Genomic DNA, 21,777 nt, shown 5'->3' on the forward strand with positions numbered 1-21,777 from the left:
ACATGTTCGTAGGCTGCATCGATATCGGCGGAACCTTCACCGACCTCATCCTCTATGAGCGCGGCAAGGGACTCGAGATCATGAAATCCCCGACCACGCCGGGCGAGTTCGAGCGTGGCTTCATGGATGTGCTGACCCTGGCCGCGAAGTCGCGCGGCCTGTCGCTCGCCGACTTCCTGGCGAAGCTCGAGCTCCTGGTGCATGGCACCACCGTCTCGACCAATGCGCTGGTCGAAGGCAAGGTCGCGGCCGCCGGGCTGATCTGCAATGCCGGCCATCCGGACATCCTCACCCTGCGCGAGGCGCCGCGCAAACGCGCCTTCCTCACCAAGATCGACTATCCGGAGCCCTATATCCCGCGCAAGCATACCTGCGAGGTGCGGGGCCGCATCGACGCGATGGGCAACGAGCTCGAGCCGCTGGTCGAGACCGATGTCGTGGCGGCGGCGAAGCACCTCAAGGTCTGCAACGTCGCGGCGGTCGCGGTCAGCCTGCTCTGGTCGATCGTCAATCCCAAACATGAGCTGCGCGTGCGCGAGATCCTGCAGAGCGAGCTGCCGGGCATCCCCGTCACCCTGAGCCACGAGCTCAACCCGGTGCCGCGCGAATACCGCCGCACCATCTCGACCGCGATCAACGCCTCGCTCTATCCGATCGTCGGCGCCTATGTCAGCCAGCTCGACCAGGCGCTGCGCGCGGCCGGTTACAAGAATGAGCTCCTGATCGCCAACTGCGTCGGCGGGATGATGCCGCCCGACGAGATCATCGCGCGGCCGATCTACAGCGTCATGTCGGGCCCGACCCTGGCGCCCATCGCCGCCATGCAGCTCACCACCGATCCCAATGTGATCGTGGTCGATATGGGCGGCACCACCTTCGACGTCTCGGCCTTGCGCGATCGCCAGCTGGTGGTGACGCCCGAGGCGACCTTCGGCATGGACATGCTGGGGATTCCCAAGATCGATGTGCGCTCGGTGGGGGCCGGCGGCGGCAGCATCGCCTGGGTCGATGCCGGCGGCCTGATCAAGGTCGGCCCGCAGAGCGCCGCCGCCAAGCCGGGCCCCGCCTGCTACGGCAAGGGCGGGACCGAAGCGACCGTCACCGACGCCAATGTGGTGCTGGGCATCATCGATCCGGATTATTTCCTCGGCGGCCAGATGAAGCTCGACCGGGCCAAGGCGGTCGAAGCGGTCGAACGCTTCGCGAAGCGAGTCGGTCTCGGCACGGTCGAGGCGGCTTACGCGATCTACACCACCTCGAACCACAACATGATCGGCGCGGTCGAGGACATCACCGTCAATGAGGGCATCGACCCGCGCGACACCTATCTGGTGTCGGGCGGCGGTGCGACCGCCTGCCATATCGGCGAGATGGCGCAGATCCTGGGCATCAAGCGCTTCATGATCCCGAGCTTCGCGGCGGGCTTGAGCGCCTATGGCGGCCTTATCTCCGATGTGCGCTGGGAAGAATCGGCGACGCTGCATGAGACCCATACGGATTTCGACCTGGAGCGCACCAACGCGTTGATCGACCGCCTGCGCCTGCGCGGCCGCGACTTCCTCGACCGGGCCGGCTTCCCGCGCAACAAGCAGCGCTTCGAATATGCCTATCAGGGCCGCTATCTCTACCAGTCCTGGGACATCGAGGTGCCCTTCACGCTGCCCGGCGACCGGCTCAGCGCGGGCGACTTCCCGCGGCTGGCGGCGGCCTTCCACCAGATGCATGAGCGCATCTACACCATCAAGGACGAGAGCGACGTGGTGGAGTTCACCACCTGGAAGGTGCGGGCGGTGGGCGACACAGGCGGCGCCAGCCGGCGCGGCGTCGACCTGCCGAAACAGGCGGCGGCGCCCACGCCCAAATCGCGCCGCAAGGTCTATCTCGGCGCCAAGCAGGGCTTCGTCGAGCTGCCGGTCTATCAGGGCGACGCGCTCGGCAGCGGGGCCCGCATCGAGGGGCCGGCGCTGATCGAGGAACCGACCACCACGATCCTGCTGCTCAAGGGCCAGACCGCGGTCACCGACGCGCACCGGAACTATCTGGTTGAATTGACGGCCTAGGGCGTGAACTCTTAAACGCGGCGGCGTGACGGGTTCATGGAGTCTGGTCTTGAGCTCCAAGCGGCCATCAGACGCAGCAGGGAGCATGTCCGAGATGTGCCACGACCAGACATCGGTCGACCGCGCCCCCACACCTTCGTCATCCCTTGGCCCTCGCAGCTAAAGGCGTAGACTGGCCTAGACCAATCGAGGAGGAAGACTTGGCGATCGAGCGGCCAAACCGACGGCTGACGACGATCCTCGCGGCTGATGCAGTCGGCTACAGTCGTCTTGTGGGAGCTGACGAGGAAGGTACGCTCGAGCGCCTCCGGGCCATCCGCAAGGACCTGATCGATCCCCTGATCGCCGCGCATCGCGGGCGCATCGTCAAGACGACCGGGGACGGCCTCCTCGTCGAGTTCGCCTCGGTTGTGGATGCGGTGCGTTCGGCGGTCGAAATGCAGCGGGTTATGGCTGACGGCAATGCTGACCTGGCGCCGGACAAGCGCATCGAGTTCCGCGTCGGTATCAATCTCGGCGACGTGGTCGTCGAGGACGATGGCGACCTCATGGGCGAGGGCGTCAATGTGGCGGCGCGATTGGAGGGGATCGCCGAGCCGGGTGGTATTTGCCTGTCTAGGGCGGCCTATGACCAGGTGCGCGGCAAAATCGATATCGCCGCGCAAGATCGCGGTGAGCAGCGCCTAAAGAACATCGCCGAACCGGTGCGAGTCTTTGCGCTTTCACCTGCGCACCCTGCAGTGGCGGCGCTGCACGCCGCCGTCGCGCCGCGCCTCTCCATCGTCGTCCTGCCCTTCGTCAACCTCAGTGCCGACAGCGGGCAGGACTATTTCGTCGACGGCGTCACGGAAAGCCTCACAACCGACCTTTCGCGCATTTCTGGCGCCTTCGTCATCGCGCGCAACACCGCCTTCACCTTCAAGGGCAAACCAGTCGAGGCGCGCGCGATCGGCCGCGAACTCGGCGTACGCTACGTGATGGAAGGCAGCGTGCAGGACGGCGGGAACCGCATCCGCGTCAACGCACAGCTCATCGACACGGAAACCGGCTCGCACCTCTGGGCCGAGCGTTTCGACAAGCCGCGCACCGATATCTTCGACATGCAGGACGAGATAACCACACGCCTCGCCCGCACCGTGGGCATCGAGCTCGTTGCCGCAGAAGGCCGCCGGGCGGAGCATGAGCGGCCGAACAACATGGATGCCGTGGACCTGGCCATGCGCGGCTGGGCAATCCTCAACCAGCCCTTGTCACTGCACCGCGCCCGCGAGGCGTGTGACCTGTTCGACGCGGCAGTCAGGCTCGACGATCGCAATGTCGAGGCGTTGGTCGGTCTCGCCTCCTGCCATGTTAACGCCGTTCGCACCTTCGCCTCGACCAACCGGGACGAACAGCTGCGTATCGCCGAGACGGCCATCACCAAGGCACTGACGCTTGCTCCGGGCAACGCCTTAGCCCATTTTGTCCGCGCCAATGTCCTGCTGGTCTCAGGCGCGACGGAACGATCGCTGCGCGAGCTCGAGTTCGCTATCACACTGGATCGCAATCTGGCCTGGGCCCATGCTGACGCCGGCTTCATTAAGGTGCTACTCGGGCGCGCGGAAGAGGCAGAAGCCGATCTCGCAAACGCGATCCGGCTGAGCCCGCGCGATCCCGGGCTGGATCGCTGGCACAGCCTGCTCGGGATCGCCGACCTATTCCTTGGTCGGCTCGAATCAGCCCTGGACCGGCTGCGTAAATCGGTCGAAATCAATCCGAACGTCGCCCTGACCCAGTTCCTCCTGGCGGCGGCCTCGGCGCTGAGCGGCCGCGCTGCGGAGGCGCGGGAGGCGCGGGACGCCGGCCTCCGGCTCGACCCGAACTTTACCGTCGCCAGATTTCGCAACGAGCGGCGCAGTGAAAACCCGACCTTCCTTGCCCAGCGCGAGCGCATCTACGAGGGCCTAAGCTTGGCAGGCGTGCCAGAGGGGCAAGTAGCGGTTGGTACGGGCAAACAATAGCAGTACTGATGACTAGGGTGGTTCGTTTGTCCGCTTCGGGTCAAACTGGGACGAACGGCGGATTTGATGCCATGTCCGCTTAGCTACTGACTCCCGCAAAGCCAACTATTTCGCCTTCATCAAGCTCGGCTCGATCCGCATCGGGCTGCGGGATTATGAGTCCACGTCTAGTTTCGGGCCCGCGGGTCGGCCTTGCGGTGCGGGCCGGTTCTTTGAATACTGGCGCTCCCAACCCTCAAGACCTCCCGGGAGTGCGATCATGGCAGCCGAGGAAGCCAAGCCGGCCGGCGGGCCCAGCAAGCTCGTCATCCGCAATATTGGTCTGCTGCTGAGCGGCGACCTGAAGAAGCCGATCCTCGATGCCGACGCGATCGTCGCGATCGACGGCCGCATCTCGGCGGTCGGCCGGGCCAAAGATCTGGACCTGTCGGGCGCCGGCACGGTGATCGATGCCAAGGAGACGGCGGTGGCGCCGGGTCTGATCGACAGCCATGTCCATCCCGTGGCCGGCGACTGGACGCCGCGCCAGAGCCAGATCAACTGGATCGACAGCTATCTGCATGGCGGTGTCACGACCATGATCTCGGCGGGCGAGGTCCATATGCCGGGCCGGCCCAAGGACATCGTCGGCGTCAAGGCGATGGCGATCTTCGCCCAGCGCGCCTTCGCCAATTTCCGCCCCAGCGGGGTCAAGGTCCATGGCGGCGCGCCTGTGATCGAGACCGGCATGAGCGAGGAGGATTTCAAGGAGCTCGGCGCCGCCGGCGTCAAGTATCTGGGCGAGGTGGGGCTGGGCGGCGTCAAGGACGGCCCGACAGCCAGGAAGATGGTCGCCTGGGCCCGCAAATACGGGATCCAGAGCACGATCCATACCGGCGGCCCCTCGATTCCGGGCTCGGGACTGATCGACAAGGACGTGGTGCTGGAAGCCGACACCGACGTGATCGGCCATATCAATGGCGGCCATACCGCCCTGCCGGACGATCAGATCCGCTGCATCTGCGAGGGTTGCCAGCGCGGGCTCGAGCTGGTCCATAACGGCAATGAGCGCTCGGCCCTCTTCACGCTGCGCACGGCCAAGGAGATGGGGCAGCTCGAGCGCGTCATCCTCGGCACCGATGCGCCGGCAGGCTCGGGCGTGCAGCCTCTGGGCATCCTGCGCATGATCTCGATGTTGTCCTCGCTGGGTGACATTCCGGCCGAGATCGCGATCTGCTTCGCCACCGGCAACACCGCGCGGATGCGCTCGCTCGATTGCGGCCTGATCGAGAAGGGCCGGGCGGCCGATTTCGTCTTCCTCGACAAGGCGCAGCATTCGCCGGGCAAGACGATGCTCGACAGCATCCGGCTGGGCGACCTGCCGGGCGTGGGCATGACCGTCATCGACGGCATCGTGCGCACCCAGCGCAGCCGCAACACCCCGCCCGCGACCCGGATCCCCGAACTCGCCGCGCATTGAGCGCGGCCGCAATTCCCTCATTCACACCAGAGACAAAGCCTTATTCATGATCGATCCGAAGTCCGTGGAGCCCTATCTCGACCGGGTTCTCGCCGAAGTTTCCTTTCCCGAGCTGCCCAACCATTACAGGGGCAAGGTGCGCGACAATTACGATCTGCCCGACGGGCGGCGTATCATCGTCGCGACCGACCGCCTGAGCGCCTTCGACCGGATCCTGACCTCGATCCCGCTCAAAGGTCAGGTGCTGACGCAGACCGCGCGCTTCTGGTTCGAGGCGACCGCCGATATCTGCCCCAACCATGTGCTGGCCTATCCCGATCCCAATGTCGTGGCCTGCCGGCGCCTCGCCATCATGCCGGTCGAGATCGTGGTGCGCGATTATCTGGCGGGGACCACCGGCACCTCGATCTGGCCGATGTACAAGGCCGGAAGGCGCGAAATGTACGGGATCAAGTTTCCCGAGGGCATGCGCGAGAACCAGAAGCTCCCGCAGACCATCATCACCCCGACGACCAAGGCCTTCGACGCCGGCCATGACGAGCCGCTCTCGGCGGCGGAGATCGTCGAGCGCAAGGTGCTGAGCCGCGCGCAATGGGACCAGTTGTCCCGCTATGCGCTGGCGCTGTTCGCGCGCGGTCGCGAGATGGCGGCAAAGCGCGGCCTGATCCTGGTCGACACCAAATACGAGCTCGGACTCGATGAGGGCGGGAAGATCATCCTCGCCGACGAGATCCACACGCCCGACAGCAGCCGCTACTGGTTCGCCGACAGCTACGAGGCGCGCGTCGCGGCGCACCAGCGGCCCGACAGCTTCGACAAGGATTTCGTGAGGAGTTGGGTGACCGCGCGCTGCGACCCCTACAAGGACCCGATCCCCGAGATCCCCCGCGAGATGCGGCTGAAGACGGCGGCCGTTTATATCGAGGCCTTCGAGCGGATCACGGGGCGGAAGTTTGCGTGGCCCGATCCCAAGGTGGCGCCGGCGGATCGGATCGGGAAGGCGTTGAAGGCTTATCTGAAAGCGTAGGGCGATCTTTCCTCGCCCCCGTCAGGGGGAGGGGAAAGAAAATCGTGAGCCGGACGTTTATTTCGCATCCGCCAGCACGAACTCCGAGCCGCGTTCGCCGATCATGATCGTGGGCGCGTTGATATTGCCGGACGTGACTGTCGGGAAGACCGAAGAATCCACGATCCGCAGGCCCGACAGCCCATGCACGCGCAGCCGCGGATCGACCACCGACCCCTTCGGGTCCGGCCCCATGCGGGCGCTGCCGCAGGGATGGAAGACCGAGTAGGCGCGGGCGCGGATATCGGCGGCGATCTCGTCGTCGGTGGTGCCGCCCGGTCCCGGATGCAGCCGTTCCGCAATGACCGAGGCGAGCGAGGGGGCCTTCGCCAGCTTGGCCATGAAACGGATGCCCTCGACCAGCTCCTGCATGTCGTGATTGGTCGACATCAGGTTGAGCTGGATCGCGGGCGCTTGGCTGGGATCGCTCGATTTGATCTCCAGATGGCCGCGGCTGGTCGGCCGGGTGGGCGAGACGCTGATGATGAAGCCGGGGAAGGGGTCGGGGCCCATCAGCTTCTTCACACCGGGGAGCGCCTTCTCATAAGTCAGCGGCGAGAAATAGAGCTGGATGTTGGGCCGATCCAAATCGGGCCGGGAGCGGAAATAGCCGCCGCCCTGATTGACGCTGAGCGAGAGCGGGCCCTTGCGCGTCAGGATATATTGCAGCCCGACCCGCAGCTTGCCCCACCAGGGATAGAGATCGTTGTTCAAGCTCGGCCGCGAGGCCCGGTAGATATAGTCGTAGCAGACATGGTCCTGCATATGGCGGCCGACCGCCGGGCTCTCGTGATGGACGGCGACGCCGACCCGCTTCAGGACATCGGCGGGTCCGACGCCTGAAACTTGCAAGAGCTGCGGCGTGTTGATCGAGCCGCCGGAGAGGATGACCTCGCGGGCCGCATAGGCTTTCGCCTCCCGGCCGTTTTGGCGATAGGCGATCCCGGTCGCGCGCTTGCCCTCGAACAGGATGCGGGTCGCGAGCGCGCCGGTCTCGACGCGGAGATTGGCGCGGCCTTGCGCCGGCCAGAGATAGGCGCGCGAGGAGGACCAGCGCAGCCCGTTCTTGGTGGTGATCTGGTAGAGGCCCACGCCCTCGATCGTCTCGCCATTGAGGTCGGGCGTGTAGTTGAGCCCGGCCTCCTGGCCTGCTTTCACATAGAGGTGGCTCAACGGATGGACGGCGTTCCTGATGTCATCGACATGGAGCGGCCCACCGGCGCCGTGGAAGGGACCGGCGCCCAGTGCATGGTCCTCCATCTTGCGATAGGTCTGGAGCACTTCCTTCCAGCCCCAGCCGCTGTTGCCCATCGCCTCCCAGTCTTCGTAGTCGCCCGCCTGGCCCCGCGAATAGACCATGGCGTTGATCGAACTGGAGCCGCCCAGGATCTTGCCGCGCGGCACGTAGTTGGTGCGGTTGTTCAGGCCGGGGATGGGCTCCGACTGATACATCCAGTTGAGGTCGGGATTGTAGAAGGTCTTGCCATAGCCGATCGGCACCTGGACCCAGAAGCGGCGGTCGGAGGGACCGGCCTCGAGCAGCAGCACCTTATGGCGCCCGTTCTCGCTGAGGCGGTTGGCCAGCACGCAGCCGGCCGAGCCGGCGCCGACGATGACGTAGTCGTAGCGATCCGGCGAACCGGCCTGGGAGGCATTGTCGTTCATGAGGACTTCTCGGCGGTCCGATCTCGTTGAGCCATGACGCTGATCAAGCCGAGCAGCCCGGAGCCGATCATGAGGAACGGGAACACGGCATTGATGACGGGGGTCGAGCCCTCGCGCATGCGATCATACATGGTGATCGTCAAAGGCGGATCGGACCCGACCAGCATCAAGGTCGTATTGAAATTCTCGAACGGAATCAATAGCGCTACCAGGGCGAGATGGCCCGTGTCGCGATCCCGGCAATAAAGGAAACTCGCCGGGCGCCAGCGGGGCCGTCGGGAAGGCCATGAGCTCTCGGCAGCCGGTCGGAAGTCAATCATTCTCCTTATCAAAAGTTGCATGGCACGATCGATCATTGGACGCCCAGTCAGCCGGCTGCTTCAGTGGCGGTCGCAGAACGAGGCCGCCTTGTCGCTCGGAAAATGTCATTTGTGAACTCCCGGCAACGGGTCCAGAGTCACACCGATAAGTAGAATGAGCCTGGGCATGGCGCGGCCCTTCATTCTGACGCTGGGGGCAGGAAACAGCGCACTCACCGTTTCTGCTTCAGCCGCCGTGTTCTTGAATCCCGCGGGCCTCGACGACATTGCGGTACCGGCATTCGATCGCGGCCGTTCGGCATGTCGCGCGATCCTTGCCGTTGTTGGACGCTAATCGGCGATCACAGGGGGCATGATCGATGGCGGACTCGGTCGTCAGGATTTTGGTGAAGTCGGCGTCCGGCGTGCCCGGTGCGCAGCTGACGATCGGCGCGGCCAAAATGAATTTCACCGCGACGCCGCTGTTTCGCAGCATCGGCAGCGCTGCAACTTCCGGCAAGCGCCGCGGCATGGCTGCCGATGCCAGCCCCCGGGGCCAATGGCATATCCTGACGCCGAGCTTTGCCATGGACGATCTCAATCCCTGGGACGCTTGCCATTCTCTCTTGCAGGGCGGCCTTGGCATCGCCGGCACGGTGGCGCCGATTTTTGCCGAGCCCGATTTTCCGCAGCGCTGGCCGACCGGCCGCGACGACATGGCGGCACTCGCTGCGGCCGGAGAATGTGTCGTCGATCCGCAAGATCCGCGGTTCCCCGTCAACCCGGATCCGTTCTGGTTCAAGGACGACCAGCATGGTCAGTTCACCAGCGCGCTCGGCCCGATCAAGGAACCGATCGCCGACCGGGTGCGGGTCGCACATCTCGATACGGGCTATGATGCCGACCAGGACACGCTGCCGCGGTTTCTCAACCGCGATCTTCAGCGCAACTTCGTCGATTCCGGCCGGCCGAACGATGCCCGCGACGACAGCGACGGCCCGCTCAACAATCTCGGTCACGGCACCGGCACGCTGAGCCTCCTCGCAGGGAAGACAGGTGGGCCCAACGGCTCGGCCATGGGTGCCGCTCCCTTCGTCGAAGTGGTGCCGATCCGCGTCGCCAATCGTGTGGTGCTTTTCTACAACAGCGCGATCGCGCAGGGGCTCGACTATGTGCATGAGCTCTGCACGCGCCGCAACGCACCGATGCCGGTGCATGTGGTGACCATGAGCATGGGCGGCCTCGCCTCCCAGGCCTGGGCCGAAGCAGTCAATGCGCTCTACGACGCGGGTGTCTTCATCGTCACCGCCGCGGGCAACAATTACGGCAATCTGCCTACCCGCAACATCGTCTATCCGGCGCGCTTCAAGCGGGTCGTCGCCGCCTGCGGCGCGATGGTCAACGGCAAACCCTACGCCGACCTGCCGCTCTCCGAGATGGCGGGAAACTACGGTCCCGACAGCAAGATGGATACGGCCATCGCGGCCTTCACGCCCAACACACCCTGGGCGAAGCTCGGTTGCGCCCATATTGTCGATCTGGACGGCGCCGGCACGTCGGCGGCCACGCCCCAGGTCGCGGCCGCAGCCGCCATCTGGATCCAGCGCAACAAGCAGGCCTACGACAAATATCCGCAAGCCTGGATGCGGGTCGAGGCGGTGCGCGCGGCGATGTTCGGCAAGGCCCGGAATACCGACCGGAAGCATTTCGGCCGCGGCGAGCTGGCCGCGCGAGATGCGGCGGGTGTGGTGCCGACGGCCGCGTCCTTGAAGGCGACGCCCGAGGATTCGGCCTCGTTCGCCTTCCTGCGCACGCTCACCGGGTTGGGCCTCCAGCCCATGCCCGCCATACAGCAGCGCATGATCGAGCTGGAGGCCCTGCAGCTGTCGCAGTCGGCGCGGGTCGAGGCGGTTCTGTCGGATCCCGAAGCGCCGCTCGACAAGATGAGCGAGATCGACCGCCGGCGCGTGATCGAGGCTATCGGCGACCATCCTCAAGCCTCAAAGATGTTGCGCGACGCTCTCGGGCGCGCGGGCCAGCCGCGGTCGCAAGGTGGCGCAATCACGATCGAGGCAGCAAAAGGCGTGGAGAAGCTGCATCTCCAGCTTGCCGTCAGTCCCCCGATTTCGCCGCCCACGCGGCGTCGTTTGCGCGTTTATGCCTATGATCCTTCACTGGGCACGCATCTCGACACGATCGGCATAAACCAGGCCGTGCTCGACGTCCGGTGGGAAGAGAAACTGGAACCCGGACCGGTCGGCGAATATCTGGAAGTGATCGATGTCGATCCGGCCAGCGGCTATTGCTATGCGCCGGTCAACCTGAACAATCCCTATCTTTTGGTGCGTGACGGTTTGACGCCTTCGGAGTCCAACCCCCAGTTCCACCAGCAGATGGCCTATGCGGTGGCGATGAAGACCATCGAATATTTCGAGCAGGCGCTCGGCCGTGTCGCGCTATGGTCGCCGCGCACCCGAGGCGAAGGCGCGTCACCCCAGGAACCTTACGAACGTTATGTTCAGCGTCTGCGGATCTATCCGCATGCGCTGCGGGTGGCGAACGCCTATTACAGTCCCGAGCGCAAGGCGTTGCTGCTCGGCTATTTCGCGGCCGTCCAAGAAAACTCGGGCGATGTGCTGCCAGGTGGCCTGGTGTTCGCAGCCTTGTCGCACGATATCGTCGCGCACGAAACCTCCCACGCGCTGCTCGATGGGCTGCACAGGCGCTATCGCGAATCGACCAATCCAGACATGCTGGCCTTCCACGAGGCCTTTGCCGATATCGTGGCGTTGTTTCAGCATTTCACCGTGCCTGAAGCGCTTCGCAGTCAGATCACAAAGACGCGTGGTGACCTGGGAACGCAGAGCCTACTGGCCCAATTGGCCGTCCAGTTCGGCCAGGCAACGGGCCGTTATGGCGCGTTACGCAACGCAATTTCGCATGATCCGAAACGGGACGATTATGAAAAGGCAACCGAGGCGCATGACCGCGGAGCCGTGCTGGTTGCGGCCGTTTTCGGCGCCTTCCTGCATATTTATGAGGCGCGAACGGCGGACCTGATTCGTCTCGCCACGGGCGGTTCCGGAATCCTTCCGCAAGGCGCGATCTCGACTGATCTGATGGAACGGCTGGCGCGTGAAGCGAGCAAGGTCGCGGGCCAGGTGTTGCGCATCTGCATCCGTGCGCTCGATTACTGTCCACCGGTGGATCTTACGTTCGGTGAATATCTGCGCGCCTTGATCACGGCCGATCGCGACATGGTGCCTGACGATGACCGTGGCTATCGCGTCGCGTTCGTATCGGCTTTTCGCGACCGCGGCATCTATCCGGCGGAGGTCAAGAGCTTGTCCGTCGGCAGCCTGGTGTGGGAACCGCCGCCGCTGCCACTCAAGAAACTGGACAAGGCCATCGACCAGATGAATCTCGGCTGGGATCTCCAGGTCGATCGCGAAAGCGCATACAACGCCTCACGCGACAACGCCGTGAAAATGCACGACTGGCTGATGAAGACTGCCACGGACGAGGAAATCTCTGCGTTGGGTCTGTTCCGGAAGACCGGGAACACGACCTTTGGCGGCGTTTCCGGCAAGCTCCGCCGGATCGAGGTCCATTCCGTCAGGCCGGCGCGTCGCGTCAGGGCCGACGGGCAGTCGCAGGTCGATCTGGTGGTGGAGATCACGCAAGGATTTCAGCTTGATCCTCCCAACGACGGCATCGTACGCGGCGGATGTACGATACTGATCGATCTGGGCACGAAGGAAGTCCGCTATTTCATCCGCAAGCGCGTCGACAGCCCCCTGCGGATCGCTGCCAATCTCGCCCTGGCGGATGAAATGGGTCTCGCTGCCAACTACTACGGCGCCCAGCGTGCCGCGGCCGAGCCCTTTGCCATGCTGCACCGGACCCCCTGAGGAGGAAGCCGCTCATGGCCCGAGCCAAAATCAAGACCGCAGCCAAACGCAAGACGAAGGCTGCCGTCAAGCGCAAGGCCACCACCAAGCGTAAGGCAACCGCGAAGCGCAAGGCGATCGCGAAGAGCAGACCCGTGGTCAAGCGCAGAGCCGCCGCCAAGCCGACCTCCCCGGCCGCCTCGAAGCCGACCGCAACCGCGGCGCCCGCTCGTCGGCGGGCCGGTTCGGCGAAAGGCAGCTATCGCGCCAAGGTTCGGATGTACCGGCATGGATTGGGCGACTGCTTCCTGGTCACGCTGCCGACCGACGCCGACGGCAAATTTTTCATCCTGATCGATTGCGGGGTCATCCTCGGCACGCCCGATGCGACAGCCCTCATGGGCAAGGTGATGGCGGATGTTCTGGCCACCACCGGCGGCAAGGTGGATTTGCTGCTCGCCACGCATGAGCATTGGGATCATGTCTCGGGGTTCGCGCAGGCGAAGGCACAATTCGACAAGCTCCAGGTGGATCAGGTCTGGATGGGCTGGACCGAGGACGCAAGCGACAGCCTTGCCAAGGAATTGCAGGGCGGCCGAGCCCGTGCGCTCGCAGCCCTGCGTATGAGCGCCTTGCACATGCAGATGGCGGGCGACGCCGATGGGGCGGACGAGGTATCGGCGCTCCTCGATTTCTTCGGCGCGGCGTCGGGCCCCAGCACCCATGATGCGCTCGAGGCGGTGCGGGCCAAGGCCCATCCCAAGCCGCGTTACTGCAATCCGCTGGATCCGCCCACGACGCTGGCCGGTACGGATGTGCGCGCCTATCTGCTGGGGCCGCCCCGGGACGCCAAGCTGATGAAGAAAACCCTGCCCTCCTCGAAGGATCCGGAGACTTATGGGATGGCGTTCGGCGGCTTGCAGGCTCTGCTCGATGGCGGGGCGACCGATGTGTCGCAGGCGCCCTTCAGCACGCTCTTTGCGATTCCCCTGCCGGTCGCACGAGAGATGGATTTCTTCAAGAGCCGCTATTGGGGCGGCCCAGAATGGCGCCGGATCGATGCAGCCTGGCTCGATGACGCAGCCGAGCTGGCGCTCCAGCTCGACAGCGCGACCAACAATACCAGCCTCGTGCTGGCGCTCGAGCTCGGCGATGGCGACGTGCTGCTGTTCGCGGCCGATGCGCAGGTCGGCAACTGGCTCTCCTGGCAGAATTTGAGCTGGACGGTGGGCGGCAAGGCGGTCACGGGCCCCGATCTGCTGAAGCGCACCGTGTTCTACAAGGTCGGCCATCACGGCAGCCACAACGCGACCTTGCGCAAACTCGGCCTCGAGATGATGGACAAGCTGGGGCTGGCGATGATCCCGGTGGATGAGGAAATGGCCAAGAAGAAGCGGTGGGGGCGCATGCCGCTGCCGGATCTCGTCACGGCGTTGACCGCCAAGACCGGCGGCGCCGTGCTTCGTACCGACGACAAGGCTGTGCCCGCAGCAGTCGCCGGCAAGGTCGATGCCAGCAATCCGCTGTTCTACGAAGTGACTCTATAGAACGGCCATTGGCGCTAAACTCGCCGCCGGCCTGCCCTAGGCCAGTTTGCGCAGCAACTCCAGCAGTGACGCCTGCTCGCGGGGGCTCAAGGGCTGCAGGGTCTCGCGGCTGAGGGCGCTGGCGTGCGCCAGCGAGCGCTCGACCAGGGTCTGGCCGGCCTCGGTCAGGGCCACCACGCGACGGCGCCCGTCCTCGGGATCGGCGCGGGTCTCGATCAGATGGCGCTTCATCAGCCGGTCGACCACGCCCTTGATGGTGGCGGCATCCATGGCGGTCAGGCGGCCGAGGCGGTTCTGCGTGGTCGGGCCTTCCTCATAGAGCTTGGCCAGCGTCGCCCAGCGTGTGGGCGTGATGTCTTTCTCCATATGGCGCGCGAAGATCGCGACATGGCGCTGGCTGACCCGGCGCAGCATGAATCCCACCTGGTCGTCGAGCCGGTAATGCGCGATCGGCGTGGCGCGGCCGTTCTTGCGCAGCCGCGGCGCGCTCACGCCTTCGGCAACCAGCGCCAGGTTCGAGGCGGCCCGGGCCCTCACCGGAGGCCGTCCTCGCCCTTGATCTCGGCCTTGGTCAGGCCGCCGACGCGCGGCAGGGGCCGTCCGCTGTCGGTCACGGCCACGGCGACCATGATCTCGTTGGCGCGCGGCGCGTCATGGACCCGCACCTCCATGCCGTCGAAATGGCTGCGCACGAAGGCGGCGTCCTTGTGGCCCAGCGGGATGTCGAGCGCCACGCCCAGCCCGCCGCGTTTCTTGGAAGAGGGGATGAGGGCGGCACCCTTGCCCAGGGTCTTGCGGAAGGGGGCACCCAGCTTCGGATGCAGGATCGCCGCCGCATGCTCCAGCTCGCCATTCTCGCCGACGGCCGCGGCCTTGCCATAGCTCTCGACCTTGGTTCCGGGAATGCCCAACGCCGCGACCGCGCGCTCCGACAGCAGCCCGCCCAGTTCCTCGCCGATATCGATCAACTCGGCCAGATCCTCGACATAGCGTCCGGCGAAGGGGTTCTCGATGACCGCGACCGCGGCGGCGCGGCGCACCGGCGGCTTCACGTCATGGCCCAGCTCCTGGCTGGTCTCTTCCACGACGGTGACGATCTTGCGGATCCTGGCTTTCATCTGAGGCCGTCCTCTCCCTTGACTTCACTCGCCTTGAGCCCGCCGACCCGGGCATGAATGCGCGGCCCCGTCGTCATGACCAGCGCCAGCAGGATCTCGTCGGCGCGCGGCGCATCCGTGATGCCGACCTCGATGCCGTCGAAATGACTGCGGACATAGGAGGCGTTGATGTGGGTGACCGGTATGTCGAGCCGCGTGCCCGGACCGCCGACCTTCTTGGTGGAGGCCACGATCGCCTTGGCGTTCCCCAGCATCTCGCGCATGCCATAGCCGCCCGGCACATGCCAGAGCGCGCCATGCTCGAGCTCGCCGCCCGCGCCGACGATGGCGCCCTTGCCATAGCCTTCGATCGCCTTGGCGTTGTCGCCCAAGGCCGCGATGAGGTCCTTCGCCATGCGCGTGCCGAGCGGCTTGAGATCGTCCATGAAGCCGGCGATCTCCTCGACATAACGGCCGGCGAAGGGGTTGTGGATCACGGCGAGCGCAATGCCCCGTTTCAGCGGCTTGGCCGGGGCGGGGCCGCCTTCGTGATAGATCTCTTCGACCGAGATCAGATATTTGCGCAGGATCACATCATGCATGGGCGGTCGCCTTCATAAGGGCCGGGTTGGGGAGCTGCGGTGCGATATTGTCGGACGCGACGCTGATAAACCGGGTCTGGCCTTGAAGATGCAGGGCCGCTGCCGCGATGAGGTTTCGTGCCTGCAACGATAGGGCTGCCGCTTCACCGGCGTCGAGCGCCGCGGCGATCTGGCCCCGCGTCAATTCCGGGACATGGCGGGTGACGAGGTGCCCGCCCAGATCGCTGTCGGGCTGAAGATCGGTCGCCGGAACGCGGAGGATCCCGGGATGGCCCGGCAGATCGACGGCATTGGCGATCACGGTCGCCGCGGCATCGGCCATGGCCGCCGTCGGCGCCAGCACCGTGACCGCATCGGCGATGCCGAGCGAGAAGCTGCGGCCACGCCAGCCGCTGGTGGCGATGCCGCGCACCGGCTCCTCGGCCGCGATCGTTACGGTGCCGAAGAGCGAGGGGCGGTCGGGCCGGTCGATCATGGCGATCGTGAAGGCCTCGCCCGGCGCCAGATGCAGCGCGATGTCGCCGCCATTGTTGACATAGGCACGGGCGAGCGGGGCCGCCGTCATCGCGCCCAGGACTTCCTCGGCCACGGCCCCGGCAACGGCCGCCATCGGCGTAATAAAGATGTCGTTCGCGAAAGGCGCGACCGCCGCATGCAGGCGCCGGGCGACGATGCCCGTCAGCTCGCATCGGCTTGAATCGGCCGCGCTGCGGAGCAAAGGCAGCTCGGTGCAAAGCTCGTCGAGGATCGTGACGAAACGATCGGCCGCGGCTCGATAGGCGGCCTCGACAGCCCCGTGCGCACCCCAGGCCTCGATGATCAGGTCGATCGGCCCGTCCTGCAGATGCAGCCGGCGGCCGTCGGGCAACAGGGCGATCTGCGCACGGGCCATGTTATCGGCCGCTTCCATGCACCGGCGTCATCGGCCAGGGATTGTCGGCATGGGGCGTCACCTCGCGCCGGTCGCTGCCGCGATCGAGCGAGGCCAGCGGCCGCACCTGGTCGAGATGCCCGCCGAGCGCGGCGTAATCCTCGAGCGTCATGGTGAATTCGATCGGCGCCACCAGGGCGGGTGTCGGCACATAGCCGAAGCCGTTCTCGGGCACACGGGTGACATCGACCATGAAGGTGATGCCGCCGCCCGGCCAGATATAAACCGGGGCGCCACCGCAGGTGACGCGGGTGAGGGACTCCTTGACCGAGCGCGTCAGCCGCACCGGATTCTCGGTGACGCCGGCGCGCAGCGAGCCGCCGGCACCGCCCATGAAGAGAACGGTGCAGAGCGCCGGCTCGCAATTCTCGCGGATGCGCTCGACCGAGACGCGCAAAGCCTCCGGCAGTTCCTCCTCGACCGGCCGCAGCGCTTCGTTCAGCCGATAGAAGCCATATTGCTCGCCGGTGGTGCTGACCATCAGCATCGAGGTGCCGGGTTTCGCCACCTTCTTGTCGAAGGGCTCGAGGATCGAGAGCGGATCGGAAATATTTGTGCCACCCCAGCCGGTGCCGGGCTCGGCCACCTGGAAATAGCGGCCGGGCGTGGAGCGCCGGCCCTTCATGCGGATGCCGGTCTCGCCGATGCCGAGATATTTGCCGGCCTGATGCTCGGAGAGCACGCCGGTGATGTGGTCGTCGACCACCACCACCTCGTCGACCTTGCCGAACCATTGCCGCGCGAACATGCCGATGGTGGCGGAGCCGCAGCCGACGCGCATCCGCTCCTCGGCGGTGCCGTTGACGACCGGCGGTTTGCCGGCCTGGACCAGGACCGCGGCGCCTTCGTCGACCGTGAGCTCGACCGCCTTGCCGTTGCAGAGATCGAGCAGGGTCTCGCAGGTGACGCGGCCTTCCTTCTTGCTGCCGCCCGTCAAATGATGCACGCCGCCCAGCGACAGCATCTGCGAGCCATATTCGCCGGTCGTGACATGGCCGACCGCCTCGCCCTTGGCCCGCACCGGATTGCGCTCGGGCCCCAAATACCGGTCGGTGTCGATTTTGATCTTCACGCCGCAATAGCTGAAGATGCCCTCGGTCACCACCGTGACCATGTCGACGCCGTCGATCTCGGAAGAGACGATGAAGGGTGCCGGCTTGTAGTCGGGATAGGTCGTGCCTGCGCCGATCGCGGTGACGAAGGTGCCGCCACCATTGACCAGCTGCCCGTCCCAGCCGGCGCGCCCGAACGGCACCACGCTGCCGCCTTGCAAGACCGTGCGGTTCAGCAGCAGATGCGGATCGACGCGGACGATCTGGCCGTCATGATTGGCATAGCGATCGCAGGCGCCGACGGCACCGGGCTTGATGTAGCACATGACCGGACAGGCATCGCAGCGGATCTTGCCGTCGGCCCCTGCGGGTCCCGTGGCGCTCGTCGGAGACGCAGACATCTCAGCCGCCCTCCTTTCCCATGACCCGCAATCGCGTGGCCAGGATCGCCGCGCGCACCCGGTCCGGGGTCGCGGGCGCGCGGCGAATGCGGGCACCCGTGGCGTCGAAGATGGCGTTGAAGATCGCCGGCGCGGTCGGAATCAGCGCCTGCTCGCCGATGCCCTTGGCGCCGAAGGGGCCGACCGGCGAGGCATCCTCGATCAGGATCGAATGGACCTTCGGCATGTCGCCGACCGAGGGGATCAGATAGTCGTGCAGATTCTCGCCGCGGCCGGGCAGGAACTCTTCCATGAGGGCGAGCCCCAGACCTTGGGCGGCGCCGCCCTCGATCTGGCCCTCGACCAGCGTCGGGTTGATGGCGCGGCCGACATCATGCGCGGCGGTGAGCGCGGTCAGCTTCACCGTGCCGAGGTCCATATCCACCTCGATCTCGGCCAGATGCGCGCCGAAGCCATAGACCGCGTAGGGCACGCCCTGGCCGTTCTCGTCGAGGCCGGTGGTCGGCGGATTAAAGGTCGCTTCCTCGGCGAACACATAGCCGCGCGCATCAACCGGCAGAGTCTTGAGATCGATCCGCCGCTCGTGGGCGCCGTCCTGGACCGTGACATGGTCGGACCCGAACTGAATCTTCGCGTCCTCGCCCGCATTGGCGGCGCGCAGGATCTGTGCGCGCAAAGCCCGTGCCGCCAGCTCCGCGGCCTTGCCCGACACGAAGGTCTGGCGTGAGGCCGAGGTCTTGCCGCAATCGGGCGTCAGATCGGTATCGGCCGCGACCCGATCGATGCGATCGATGGGTGCCCCCAGCGCATCGGCAAAGATCTGCAGGATGACGGTGTTCGAGCCCTGGCCGATATCGACCGCACCCTGATGCAGCGCCACCCGGCCATCGGGCTTGAGGCCGGTCCGCATGGTCGAGGGATTCGCCATCGATGTGTTGCCGCAGCCATACCACATGCCGGCGACACCGACGCCGCGGCGCATCGGCGTTTTCGTGCTGCGGTTGAAGGCGGCGGCCTCCGCGCGGGCGGCCTGCCAGCGCGGCCGCAACGCTTCGAGGCAGGCGCGGATGCCGACACCTTCGCCGATGACCTGGCCCGTCGCTGTCGGCTGATCGCCGCGCAGCGCGTTCTTGATGCGGAACTCGAGGCGGTCCATGTCGAGCTTGTCCGCGAGCTCGTCGAAGAGCTGCTCCTGCGCCAGCGTTGCTTGCGGCACGCCGAAGCCGCGGAAGGCGCCCGCCGGCACCAGATGAGTATGCACCGCGCGCGTCAGCGCCCGGTAATGCGGCACGTAATAGGGTCCCGAGGCATGGACCGGCACGCGGTTGGCGACCGTCGGGCCCCAGGAGGAATAGGCGCCGGTATTGAAATCGGCTGTGACATCGATCGCCAGCAGCGAGCCGTCGCGCGCGGCACCGATCTTCGCGCGGATCTTCGAGGGATGCCGTTTGGTCGAGGCCATGAGCGATTCCGGCCTCGTATAGACCATCTGCACCGGCTGCCCGGTCACCCAGGCCGCGACCGCGAGGAAGGGCTGGACCGACATGTCGAGCTTGGCGCCGAAGCCGCCGCCGACGGCGGTCGGGATGATGCGCACTGCGCTCTGCGGAATCCCGAGGATCTTGGCGATGTCCTCGAGATTCATGTAGGGCGCCTGGGTGCAGACCTGGATCTCGATCCGGTCGCCCACGCGCCGCGCGAAGCCGGCCTCGGGCTCGATATAGGCATGTTCGACGAAGCCGGTCTCGAACTCGCCTTCGACCGTGACCGGTGCCGAGGCCAGCGCCGCCTCGACATCGCCTTTCACCACGCGGCCGCGCGTCAGGATATTGCCGGGGCGCTTGTCATGAACCAGCGGCGCCGTCTCGTCGAGCGCCGCCGCCATGCTGGTGAGGGCCGGCAGCGTTTCCCAGACGACCGGGAATTTCGTGAGATCGAGCGCCGCGATCGCGGCCGGCTGGCCGACGACCGCCGCCACCGCCTCGCCGCGGAAGCGCACCGCGTCATGGGCGAAGACAGTCTGGTCGGCGAAGGGCGGAATCGGGCCGTAGCAATCGACGCCCGGCACGTCCTTGGCGGTCACGACTTTCACGATGCCCGGATGGCTCGCGACATAGCGGTCGAGATCGCCGAATTTGAACCGCGCATGGTGATGCGGGCTGCGGATGGCGCGCAGCAGCAGCGAATGAGCCGGCGTCTCGTCGGCGCCGAAAATCTCGGTGCCGTCGGTCTTGGGCTTGCCGTCGACACGGCGCAGCCGCTTGCCGACCGCACTCCCGGCAACGGGATCGGAATCGGCGACGCCCGGCTCGCCCTGGTCCAGGATGGCCGAAACGATCTTGCGATAGCCGGTGCAGCGGCAGAGCACGCCGCCGACCGCATCCATGGCTTGGGCCTCGGTCGGGCGCGGGTTCTGCTCCAGGAGCCGCGTCGCCGCGACCAGCATGCCGGGCGTGCAGATGCCGCATTGTGCGGCGCCGTGACGAAGGAACGCGTCCTGCAGCTTTTGCGTCACGGGCGAGCTGGCGGTGAGGCCTTCGATGGTTTCGACCCGATGGCCTTCGACCTGGCCGACGGCCACCAGGCAGGCGCAGACCGGCTCGCCGTCGAGCAGCACCGTGCAGGCGCCGCAATCGCCGGCGTCGCAGCCGACCTTGGTGCCGGTAAGGCCGAGCTCATCGCGCAAGGCCCGCGTCAGGCGCTGGCCCGGCGGTGTCGCGACATTGACCGCGCGGCCATTGAGGGTGAAGCCGATGCTGGTGTCGGGACGATCCATGGCGATCAGCCCGCCACGCATTGCTCGAGGGCGCGCGCCACCAGCGTGCGCGCGGCATCACGGCGATAGGCGGCCGTGGCGCGGATATCGTCGATCGGCGCCAGGGCCGCCAGGTGCGAGAGCTCGACCCGGTCGCCGATTCCGGCGGCCATGGCGGCTCCCTGCAACGCGCTCTCCAGCTCGGGCAGGCGGCGCGCCACGGCGGAGCAGGAACCGACCGCGATCCGCGCCTGCGCCACCAGGCCCTTGCCGTCCGCTTCGAGAATGACGGCCACCATGGCGATCGAGATCACCAGATAGCGCCGCGCGCCGAGCTTGAGAAATACCGACGGGCCCTCGATCTTGCGCGGCACCAGGATCGCCGTGACCAGCTCGTCGGGCCGGCGTTCGGTCTTGCGATAGCCGGTGATGAAATCGTCGAGCTTGAGGCGGCGCGTGCCCGCGCGCGACATCAGCTCGACCTCGGCATCCAGCGCCAGGAGCGGCGGCACACCATCGGCGGCGGGCGAGGCGTTGCAGAGATTGCCGGCGACGGTGCCGCGATTCTGGATCTGGATCGAGCCGACCTCGCGCGCGGCGGCCTTGAGCGCATCGAAGCAGCGGGGCAGGGGCGTGGCGACCAGCTCGCTCCAGGTCGTGCCGCCCGCGATGCGGTACTGCGAGGGCTCCTCATGGATGCCGCTCAGCTCACGCACCGCCGTGATATCGAGCACGGGCGCCGAGAGATGGCGGTCGCCCAGCGCCGGGTAGAAGTCGGTGCCGCCCGCCAGGATCTGGATCCCCGGCGTCGCCAAGGCATCGACCGCCTCGCGCAGGCTTGTCGGTCTCAGGAACATGAAAATTTGAACATGGGGCCCGTCTCTCCACTGGCCTCGCACCCCGCGGCCCGCAGGGGTTCATTCGTATGCAAATGATCTCCGGGAGGCCCGAAA

General features: G+C 66.2%; 16 protein-coding genes. 6 read left to right on the forward strand and 10 right to left on the reverse strand.

Annotation, left to right across the window (positions count from 1 at the left end; genetic code table 11):
- Positions 1–2: 2 nt before the first annotated feature.
- The 4 genes from ACREE8_RS07415 (at position 3) to ACREE8_RS07430 (ending at position 6,546) form a co-directional block, all read left to right on the forward strand.
- On the forward strand, positions 3–2,060 hold the full coding sequence (locus ACREE8_RS07415; RefSeq protein ID WP_431572345.1) for a hydantoinase/oxoprolinase family protein: 2,058 nt from the start codon (positions 3–5) through the stop codon (positions 2,058–2,060).
- 200 nt (positions 2,061–2,260) lie between these two features.
- On the forward strand, positions 2,261–4,060 hold the full coding sequence (locus ACREE8_RS07420; protein ID WP_431572346.1) for an adenylate/guanylate cyclase domain-containing protein: 1,800 nt from the start codon (positions 2,261–2,263) through the stop codon (positions 4,058–4,060).
- A 259-nt stretch (positions 4,061–4,319) separates the two neighbouring features.
- The gene (locus ACREE8_RS07425; RefSeq protein ID WP_431572347.1) at positions 4,320–5,519 is read left to right on the forward strand and encodes an amidohydrolase family protein; all 1,200 of its coding nucleotides are present in this window, start codon (positions 4,320–4,322) and stop codon (positions 5,517–5,519) included.
- Between the two features lie 46 nt (positions 5,520–5,565).
- Positions 5,566–6,546: a phosphoribosylaminoimidazolesuccinocarboxamide synthase gene (locus tag ACREE8_RS07430; RefSeq protein WP_431572348.1), complete on the forward strand. Its 981-nt coding sequence runs from the start codon at positions 5,566–5,568 to the stop codon at positions 6,544–6,546.
- A gap of 57 nt (positions 6,547–6,603) precedes the next feature.
- Here ACREE8_RS07430 and ACREE8_RS07435 read toward each other — a convergent pair whose 3' ends face one another.
- The 3 genes from ACREE8_RS07435 to ACREE8_RS07445 form a co-directional block, all read right to left on the reverse strand.
- Complete coding sequence (locus tag ACREE8_RS07435; protein WP_431572349.1) at positions 6,604–8,250, reverse strand: GMC family oxidoreductase; 1,647 nt, start codon at positions 8,248–8,250, stop codon at positions 6,604–6,606.
- Positions 8,247–8,606, reverse strand: a complete 360-nt coding sequence (locus ACREE8_RS07440) for a hypothetical protein (RefSeq protein WP_431572350.1) — start codon at positions 8,604–8,606, stop codon at positions 8,247–8,249. Before ACREE8_RS07440 ends, ACREE8_RS07435 begins: the two co-directional genes overlap by 4 nt.
- A gap of 190 nt (positions 8,607–8,796) precedes the next feature.
- Positions 8,797–9,138, reverse strand: coding sequence for a hypothetical protein (locus ACREE8_RS07445; RefSeq protein WP_431572351.1), 342 nt, complete (start codon positions 9,136–9,138; stop codon positions 8,797–8,799).
- Between ACREE8_RS07445 and ACREE8_RS07450 the strand changes: the two genes are divergently transcribed.
- Positions 9,137–12,460 carry a S8 family serine peptidase gene (locus ACREE8_RS07450; protein WP_431572352.1) on the forward strand — a complete coding sequence of 1,108 codons (3,324 nt, stop codon included), beginning with the start codon at positions 9,137–9,139 and terminating at the stop codon, positions 12,458–12,460. The two genes, ACREE8_RS07445 and ACREE8_RS07450, sit on opposite strands and share 2 nt — an antisense overlap.
- 14 nt (positions 12,461–12,474) lie before the next feature.
- Positions 12,475–13,986 carry an MBL fold metallo-hydrolase gene (locus ACREE8_RS07455; protein ID WP_431572353.1) on the forward strand — a complete coding sequence of 504 codons (1,512 nt, stop codon included), beginning with the start codon at positions 12,475–12,477 and terminating at the stop codon, positions 13,984–13,986.
- A 36-nt stretch (positions 13,987–14,022) separates the two neighbouring features.
- Here ACREE8_RS07455 and ACREE8_RS07460 read toward each other — a convergent pair whose 3' ends face one another.
- From ACREE8_RS07460 to ACREE8_RS07490, 7 genes are read right to left on the reverse strand one after another with little or no spacing between them, the layout of a single operon-like run.
- A complete protein-coding gene (locus ACREE8_RS07460) occupies positions 14,023–14,523 on the reverse strand; it encodes a MarR family winged helix-turn-helix transcriptional regulator (RefSeq protein WP_431572354.1) in 501 nt (166 codons plus the stop codon).
- Complete coding sequence (locus tag ACREE8_RS07465) at positions 14,520–15,104, reverse strand: amino acid synthesis family protein (RefSeq protein WP_431572355.1); 585 nt, start codon at positions 15,102–15,104, stop codon at positions 14,520–14,522. The genes ACREE8_RS07460 and ACREE8_RS07465 overlap by 4 nt, the downstream gene beginning before the upstream one ends.
- Positions 15,101–15,685 carry an amino acid synthesis family protein gene (locus tag ACREE8_RS07470; protein WP_431572356.1) on the reverse strand — a complete coding sequence of 195 codons (585 nt, stop codon included), beginning with the start codon at positions 15,683–15,685 and terminating at the stop codon, positions 15,101–15,103. Before ACREE8_RS07470 ends, ACREE8_RS07465 begins: the two co-directional genes overlap by 4 nt.
- Positions 15,678–16,577: a UPF0280 family protein gene (locus ACREE8_RS07475; protein ID WP_431572357.1), complete on the reverse strand. Its 900-nt coding sequence runs from the start codon at positions 16,575–16,577 to the stop codon at positions 15,678–15,680. The genes ACREE8_RS07470 and ACREE8_RS07475 overlap by 8 nt, the downstream gene beginning before the upstream one ends.
- Before the next feature lies 1 nt (position 16,578).
- Positions 16,579–18,069, reverse strand: coding sequence for a 6-hydroxynicotinate reductase (locus ACREE8_RS07480; RefSeq protein WP_431572358.1), 1,491 nt, complete (start codon positions 18,067–18,069; stop codon positions 16,579–16,581).
- A 1-nt stretch (position 18,070) separates the two neighbouring features.
- The gene (locus tag ACREE8_RS07485) at positions 18,071–20,845 is read right to left on the reverse strand and encodes a molybdopterin-dependent oxidoreductase (protein ID WP_431572359.1); all 2,775 of its coding nucleotides are present in this window, start codon (positions 20,843–20,845) and stop codon (positions 18,071–18,073) included.
- Positions 20,846–20,850: 5 nt separating this feature from the next.
- On the reverse strand, positions 20,851–21,681 hold the full coding sequence (locus ACREE8_RS07490) for an FAD binding domain-containing protein (RefSeq protein ID WP_431572360.1): 831 nt from the start codon (positions 21,679–21,681) through the stop codon (positions 20,851–20,853).
- Positions 21,682–21,777 lie beyond the last annotated feature (96 nt).

Origin of the sequence: Hypericibacter sp. (assembly GCF_050729195.1) — a bacterium.
Taxonomy (GTDB): domain Bacteria; phylum Pseudomonadota; class Alphaproteobacteria; order Dongiales; family Dongiaceae; genus Hypericibacter.